The organism is Chroococcidiopsis sp. [FACHB-1243], from assembly GCF_014696895.1.
Taxonomy (GTDB): Bacteria; Cyanobacteriota; Cyanobacteriia; order Cyanobacteriales; family Chroococcidiopsidaceae; genus Chroococcidiopsis.
The window spans coordinates 1-7,603 of record NZ_JACJQX010000099.1 but is presented as its reverse complement, the minus strand read 5'-3'; the positions used below and the strand labels follow the sequence as shown (position 1 = coordinate 7,603).

General features: G+C 47.0%; 5 protein-coding genes and 1 pseudogene. All 6 read left to right on the top strand.

Annotation, left to right across the window (positions count from 1 at the left end; all coding sequences use genetic code 11):
• Positions 1-505: 505 nt before the first annotated feature.
• The gene (locus H6G17_RS31585) at positions 506-748 is read left to right on the top strand and encodes a hypothetical protein (protein WP_192162599.1); all 243 of its coding nucleotides are present in this window, start codon (positions 506-508) and stop codon (positions 746-748) included.
• A 510-nt stretch (positions 749-1,258) separates the two neighbouring features.
• On the top strand, positions 1,259-2,848 hold the full coding sequence (locus H6G17_RS31580; RefSeq protein WP_192162596.1) for a HAMP domain-containing sensor histidine kinase: 1,590 nt from the start codon (positions 1,259-1,261) through the stop codon (positions 2,846-2,848).
• On the top strand, positions 2,754-3,422 hold the full coding sequence (locus tag H6G17_RS31575; protein WP_192162587.1) for a response regulator transcription factor: 669 nt from the start codon (positions 2,754-2,756) through the stop codon (positions 3,420-3,422). Before H6G17_RS31580 ends, H6G17_RS31575 begins: the two co-directional genes overlap by 95 nt.
• 256 nt (positions 3,423-3,678) lie before the next feature.
• Positions 3,679-3,852: an IS1 family transposase gene (locus H6G17_RS35065; protein WP_192162585.1), complete on the top strand. Its 174-nt coding sequence runs from the start codon at positions 3,679-3,681 to the stop codon at positions 3,850-3,852.
• Positions 3,853-3,929: 77 nt separating this feature from the next.
• Complete coding sequence (locus H6G17_RS31565) at positions 3,930-7,109, top strand: efflux RND transporter permease subunit (RefSeq protein WP_192162583.1); 3,180 nt, start codon at positions 3,930-3,932, stop codon at positions 7,107-7,109.
• A 206-nt stretch (positions 7,110-7,315) separates the two neighbouring features.
• Positions 7,316-7,603: pseudogene (locus tag H6G17_RS33770) on the top strand (hypothetical protein); the annotation flags it as partial.

Below are 7,603 nucleotides of genomic sequence, written 5' to 3'. Positions count from 1 at the left end.
TACACAACGTCAACCACACGTTGTACAAAACTTTTTTCGTGAGAAACATGTTGCTTACTCCGCTGCCTAAAACTGTTCACCATTCTATGCTCTGGTTAGTAAAAACTTTTTCATATAAGATTTATGCGCAATTTATCTCAGCCTCCGAGACTGGATAGTGTAAGCCAGACAAACCCTATTGACATTAAACCATATCGGAGGATAGATGATGGAGCGCATATCTATTGCAACTTTCTCTATGACGACTCTGGCTACTGTGGTCGGCTTGCTTGCTCTGGCATTGAACGATCGCTTTGATTCTGAACGGCAGCAAACATTGGATGAGTAACAGAGTATGTTCTGTGTTGAGCAACGGATTCTCGCTGAAATAGACCAGCACGCATCGCACTCGATGAATCAGCAATGCCCTAGAAATGGAATCCTTCTCTCACTGAGGTAAGCGAACAGTGAGAGAAGGTTGACTCAAGGCTCTGAGACCACAGACAAAAATTTTGGAGAATCAATCATGTATTCACTATTAAGACTGTTTTATGGTCGATCGGCTCGAAAGGATGAAAACCCTGAAAACTCCCGCACTCAATTCATCAGTCTTGAGCAGCAACGAGCTTCGGTCAAAACTGGCAGAACTTTAATAGACAGATTTTTATGCTCAAGTCTCGGCTCTAGCAGTTATGCTTTAACAGCAGAAAAAATTCTAGTGAGCGTACCTGTTACAACAAAAACTAGATTAACGTCAGCCTTCAAATAGCTATAGTCATTGCATTGGATAATGGCGATTTGCTTCTTGCTTCTCTATGCATCTGACGTTTTCATGTCCCATTGACCAGATAACATATCCATCAGAGGTAATCTCTTTGACTTTCACAATCAGTTGGAACACTCGTTATCGGATTATTAATGCTCAGAATTTTCCTGCTCCTTCGAGTATTTCGGCGCGAGTATAGCCATCATCAGTACACCTTTTTAGCGTTGATTGCTTTACACGTTTTTGCGCAGCACAAGTCTCTCCGCACCATCTGGCATCGGCTTACTTCATCAAGCAATGCTTAAATAGGAGTACTTATATCTAGGGATGGATGACATTGCAGCTAAAATTATTTAAGCTTCGTCAATTGACTTTTGACTTTACTCATGAGTCGGATTTCGCTTTTCTCTGCTGCTCAAGCTGGGCTAGACAGGTGCCTCCGATCGAATGTCTAGAACGCGTTGTGTAGAGTCGCACAGCTAACAAAGTTTTGACGTTAGTGGGAGCAACAGAATGAAACGCCATCATTTTTCAGTCGAGCGTCACACTCACAATCCAGTGAAGCATTCCCAGTTAGGGCGCTGGCAGCGATTTTTTAGTAGAGCAACGACCCGCGTTCTCGCTTGGTATTTTATGTTAACAGCCTGCTCTGGAGTCGTGGCAATTTTGATGACTCGTCAGCTTCTTTATCACCACATGGAACAGCAGGCAGAGCAGCATGTTCTGCGAAAAGTAGAAGTGTTTCGCGGCATCACTCAAAATGTAATGACTCAAGCACCCTCTGAAGACAATCTTGCTGTTGTTCTGGATACATACTTTCAGCGTTATCGCTATATTCCTAGAAGTATCGGGATCAGTGACTCAGCGGTTGCCTTGATCGATGGTAAGATTGCCTATCAGACGCCTCACGCGCCTCTAGACTCACTGACCCAACGCCCCGATCTGATTGGAGATTGGTCACAACTGACCCAACCGCGTTACGGTGAGGTCACGAGCGCTGATGGATCGTGGCTTTACGGAGTAGAACCCATTCAAGTGGGAGATAAAGTTCAAGGTGTACTAGTGATTCTATATGATACAGCAACAACCACCAGGCAAGTCAATAATTTATTATTAATTGTCATTCAGGTCGGCGCGATCGTTTTCATTGTTGCAACCGCGATCGCCTGGAGAACGGCTGGACAAGTGCTGGCTCCGCTGCGGATGCTCACTCAAACGGCTCGTTCCATCACCGAATCAGATATGACTCAACGCATTTCCGTCAAAGGGTCAGATGAAATTGCCGAAATGACTATCACATTCAACGAAATGCTCGATCGGCTTCAGCTTGCCTTCAACAGCCAGCAAGAGTTTATTAGAGATGCCGGTCACGAACTGCGAACGCCGATCACGGTAATCCAGGGGCAGCTAGAGATGCTGAGCTACCGACCGGAGCAGCAACCGCAGACCCTCAAGCTGGTCATGGACGAACTCAATCGCATGGGGCGACTCGTGAACGATCTACTGCTTCTAGCGAAAGCAGAACGTCCTGATTTTCTCAAGCCCAAGCCAGAGGAACTGGACTGGCTGACCGAAGAGCTTTACCTCAAAGCCAAACAGCTGGCGGATCGATCCTGGCAGTTAGAATCCAAGGGACTCAGCCCCGTGACGCTAGACCGTCAGAGATTTACTCAGGCCGTGATGAATCTGGTGCAAAATGCGGTGCGTCATACCCAGCCAGGGGATACGATCGCTATGGGTTCGACCAGTAAGGACAGGCATCTGCATTTCTGGGTGAAAGACACGGGAGAAGGCATTGCCCCTGCAGACCAGGAGAGAATCTTCCAGCGCTTTGCCCGCGCTACCAAGCTCGATCGAGACGATCTCTTTGAGGGAGCGGGACTAGGACTGGCGATCGTAGAAGCCATTGTCAACGCCCACGGAGGCTGGATTGAGCTATCCAGCCAGCTCGGTCACGGCTCTACCTTTACCCTGGTCTTGCCCTTAAACGCCAAGGAGACTGCTACCGATGAATCGGATTCTCATCGCCGAGGACAATCCTCACATCACCGACTTTCTGGAAACCGGACTGCGAGCGCACGGGTTCACAACCTTGGTGGCTAAAGACGGTCGTGAAGCGGCTAGACTGGCGTGCAGTGAAGATTTTGATTTGATAATTCTCGATTTGGGGCTGCCTGGCAAAGATGGCTTGGTGGTGCTTAAGGAGTTGCGCGGTCAAGGCGAATCGTTGCCCGTTATTGTGCTAACAGCGCGGGATGGCATCGAGGATACGGTGGCTGGACTGGAAGGCGGTGCAGATGATTATGTCACCAAGCCCTTTCGCTTTGAGGAATTGCTGGCGCGGATTCGAGTCCGGTTACGCACTCATCAATTCTCTAAAGGACAGGAAGAAACAGTACTACGAGTCGGGAATGTTGCTCTCGATCTCAAAACTCGACAGGTTTCGGTAGGCGATCGCTTGGTCGATCTGTCAGCTCGCGAGTGCTTTTTAACCGAGGTATTTCTGCGTCACCCGATGCATGTATTGAGCAAAGAGCAATTACTAAACCGTGTCTGGGGATATGACTACGATCCAGACTCCAACATTGTCAATGTGTACGTCGGACATTTACGCAAGAAGTTAGGCAGCGATCGGATTGAAACGGTTAAAGGGATGGGTTTTCGTTTCCGTCCTTAGAGGAAACTGCCTGTATAAGCTTGTCAGACAAGCGTCAGCAAGCAGCAGCTAAATGGCTGCGCTGACCGCGTGGTGCTTTGTAAGATGCTGCAATAGCGTTTGCGAAATGCCTCGAAGACAGTGTTGTAGATGCGTCATGTCGATGAGATGCAAAGTTTTGTCGGGAAAAAGAAAAAGAGCGCGTTGGTTATGGCATGCAATAGATCGTTGCATAGGAGAAATATTAGCTTGTGTATTTGGCTGGCGATAAGATGAAGTGTTTCTGGAATTAAAGAAGTTGTTAGAGCCTTTTGGAATTAGAAAATTTTTAACAGATGCTTTAAAAACCTACGCAAGACATCTTTCAGTGGAGAGGCGACTAGTGAGCAAATATAAGATGCAGAGGATTGAGAGGAAGCATTGTCGATCGGGGCTAGTCAAGTTTGTCTAATGCCACTGCTGTTATCCCTAAGCTGTAGAGTTTCTCAGCAATAGGTACACCTCCCCAAACCAAGTGTAAATCAGCCTATGTTTGTAGATTTCTTCATTAAGCGACCAGTTTTTACTAGCGTCTGCGCTATCATTTTTCTGCTGCTGGGGGCAATTAGCATTCCGACTCTACCCGCTGCCCGATTCCCAGAGATCGCCCCAACCCAAATCAACGTGACTGCCACCTTCGTCGGTGCTAGTGCGGAAGTTGTGGAAAATACTGTCACGACTGTCTTGGAAAGGGAGATTAATGGTGTCGAGGGCATGCGCTACATTGACTCAAGCAGCACTAACACTGGCAATAGTACAATTAGAGTTGTATTTGACTCCTCGCGCAGCCGAGACATCGCGGCAGTCGATGTCCAAAATCGCGTGGCACTTGCCGAACCAATATTGCCAGAAGAAGTGCAGCGAACTGGTGTTTCTGTCACTCGGCAGTCGAATGACATTGTCTTGGCTTTTGGGCTATACACAGAAAACAATCAATATAATAACATCTTCATCAGTAACTACGCAGACCTCAACCTAGTAGATGCTCTGCAGAGAGTACCTGGCGTGAGCGAGGCGCGAATTTTTGGCGAACGCCGATACGCTATGCGCTTGTGGCTAGATCCGAATAAGCTTGCCAGTCGTAACCTAACCGCTCAAGATGTAGTAGATGCGGTCGGTAGACAGAACTTACAGGTAGGCGCAGGGCAAATCGGTCAACCACCTACTGCTGATGGGCAGATGTATCAAATTGACCTGGAGGCTGTCAGCCGGCTTGTAGATCCGGCTGAATTTGATAATATTATCGTCCAAAGAGGTGCAGACGGCACGCTAGTCAAAGTTAAAGATATAGGCAGGGCGGAACTAGGAGCAGAAACTTACAGTTCGTTCTTTCGCTTTCGGGGTCAAGATGGCGTTGGCATCGGCATCTACCCGATTCCAGGTAGCAATGCCTTAGAGGTAGCTAGGGGTGTCCGAGCCGCAATGGAAAGGCTAGCTATAAATTTTCCTCCAGGACTACAGTATCAGGTAGCATTTGACACCACACTGTTTGTGGAAGAGTCTTTGAGTGAAGTACTCAAGACACTGGTGGAAGCAGTTGCGCTAGTGATCTTGATAATTTTTCTCTTCTTACAGGACTGGCGCACGACCCTAATTCCCGTACTTACTATTCCCTTATCCTTGATTGGCACCTTTGCCTTTGTCAAGGCTTTTGGGTTTTCGATCAACACCCTAACTTTGTTTGGTCTGACATTGGCAACAGGGATGGTGGTAGATGACGCGATCGTCGTAGTTGAAAATATTGCTCGCTTAATTCAGGATGAGGGAATGCCACCGCGTGAGGCTGCTACTGAGTCAATGCGCGAACTGACTGGGGCTGTGATTGCTACCTCGCTGGTCTTGATGGCAGTGTTTGTGCCAGTTGCTTTTTTCCCTGGCTCTACAGGACAAATTTATCGCCAATTCGCGCTGACAATTGCCTTCTCAATTGCTATCTCTACCTTTTTAGCCCTTACCCTCACACCAGCTCTCTCGGCGTTACTGCTGCGTCAGAGATCCCAGCCGCGTGGTATACAGGGCTGGGTTTTTGGTGCAATTAATTGGTTTCTTAATGGCGTACAGCGAGGGTATGAGCGATCGCTTTGGCACCTGACCCGCGTTAAAGCGATCGTGGTGTTGTTATTCATTGCCTCTTTAGGACTCACAGCTTGGCTTTACCAAACCGTACCCGCAGCATTTCTCCCTGAAGAAGACCAAGGACGAATTTTTACAATTGTTCAAGCACCGCAGGGAGTATCGTTCAACTACACTAGCGAAGTGATGAACCAGGTAGAACAAGAGCTGCTTAAACTCCCAGAAGTTGAAAGCACTTTCGTAAATGGTGGCTTTAGTTTTGGTAATGGCACCACTGCCAACAGTGGTGTAATTTTTACCAATCTTAAGCCTTGGGACGAACGCACGGGTCTGGGTCAGTCAGCAGCAGAACTGATCGGTAAGTTGCGCTCTACACTATCAGCAATCCCAAAAGCCAGAATAGTACCAAGAAACCCGCCAGCAATTCAAGGTCTAGGTAGTTTTAGTGGCTTCCAGTTTTATTTGGAAGATCGAGCAGGTAATAGTGGCTTGGACAATTTGGTGCAAGTCATGCGCGAACTGATGGAACGCGGCAATCAAACACCGCAGTTAGAATCTGTATTTAGCACTTTTGCCGCGAATGCGCCCAAGATGCAGATTGAAGTCGACCGCGATAAAGCTGAGGCGTTGCAAGTTGACGTAGATGATGTCTTCAATACACTGCAATCTTACATAGGTTCGCGCTACGTCAACGACTTTAACTTGCAGGGGCGGACTTATCGAGTGTACGTGCAGGCAGACGCGCAGTTTCGCTCTAATCCGGAAGATATTGGTAAACTGTACGTCCGTTCGGCAACCAATCAAATGATTCCTTTAAGTAATTTAGTGCGTATGACTCCGACTACAGGAGCACAAGTGATTAATCACCACAATTTATTCCGCGCGATTGAAATTAATGGTTCAGCAGCTGAAGGTTATAGTTCTGGACAAGCAATTGAAGCAATGGAGCAACTAGCTGCAGAAGTTTTGCCACAAAGTATGGGCTACGAGTGGTCGGGAGTAGCCTTGGAAGAGCAAGAATCTGGCAGTCAGGCCCCAATTATTTTTGCTTTAGGTCTAGTCTTCGTCTTTCTCGTGCTTGCAGCTCAGTACGAGAACTATGTTGACCCCTTGATTATTATGCTGGCAGTTCCTCTGGCAATCTTTGGGGCACTGTTATCGCAGTCATTACGGGGTTTAAATAATGATGTGTTCTGCCAAGTTGGTTTGGTGATGTTAATTGGTTTAGCTAGCAAAAATGCAATTCTCATTGTGGAATTTGCTAATCAACTGCGGGAGCAGGGTTTGTCCCTGACTAAAGCGGCAGTGGAAGCGTCACAACAACGCTTACGACCGATTCTAATGACGGCAATTTCTACTTTGTTAGGGATTTGGCCGCTGGCAGTTGCCACAGGAGCAGGAGCAGCTAGCCGACAATCTTTAGGTACAGCTGTATTTGGCGGCATGCTAATCGCTACTTTTTTAACTTTGTTTGTAGTACCAGTGCTGTACATCGTTATTGGTAACATTCGCGATCGCTTTCAATCCAATCACAAGTCTCGCAGATCTGTAGTAGAAACCACGACTCAGCGAGAGCCGATTGAGCGTAATCTTTGATAGATATTCTCAAATCAAGCAGAGAGATGACAGGAGGGTTGTGTTGCAAAAAATTTTGGAGGACAGATATTTTCTATTACTTAGCTTTCGCTAAGTTACCATTAATTTTGCTTAACTACTTACCCACTGTAATCTATCAACTAATAGGTTTTCATCTCAAATGCAAGACCTTAGCTTAAAGATGTTTGAGTCATGGAGTATGTATTATGCCGCCTAGATATCTGCTTGCCCTATCGATCCCAATCTTTTCGGTCATGGCGCTATGGTCGCCCCTACTGCTAATGAGAGCGCCTTATGGTGAACAATTTTTGCCAAGTATAATTTCTAGAGAGTCGGCTTCCAGAGAGATTTTGAGGGAAGAATTAAGTGTTAACCATACCCCGCTCTCAGTAGTAAAAGCAAAAAAGCGGGGTCCGCGCTCTAGTTCGCGACTGCTTCCGCATCAAGCAGCAACAGCGGTACGGCTAATGGAGTTACAGTGTCCAGAGCAATTA

Bases quoted from the DNA above. Each gene is read 5' to 3' on its own strand.
- H6G17_RS31585 (WP_192162599.1), top strand. From the start codon at position 506: ATGTATTCACTATTAAGACTGTTTTATGGTCGATCGGCTCGAAAGGAT.
- H6G17_RS31580 (WP_192162596.1), top strand. From the start codon at position 1,259: ATGAAACGCCATCATTTTTCAGTCGAGCGTCACACTCACAATCCAGTG.
- H6G17_RS31575 (WP_192162587.1), top strand. From the start codon at position 2,754: ATGAATCGGATTCTCATCGCCGAGGACAATCCTCACATCACCGACTTT.
- H6G17_RS31565 (WP_192162583.1), top strand. From the start codon at position 3,930: ATGTTTGTAGATTTCTTCATTAAGCGACCAGTTTTTACTAGCGTCTGC.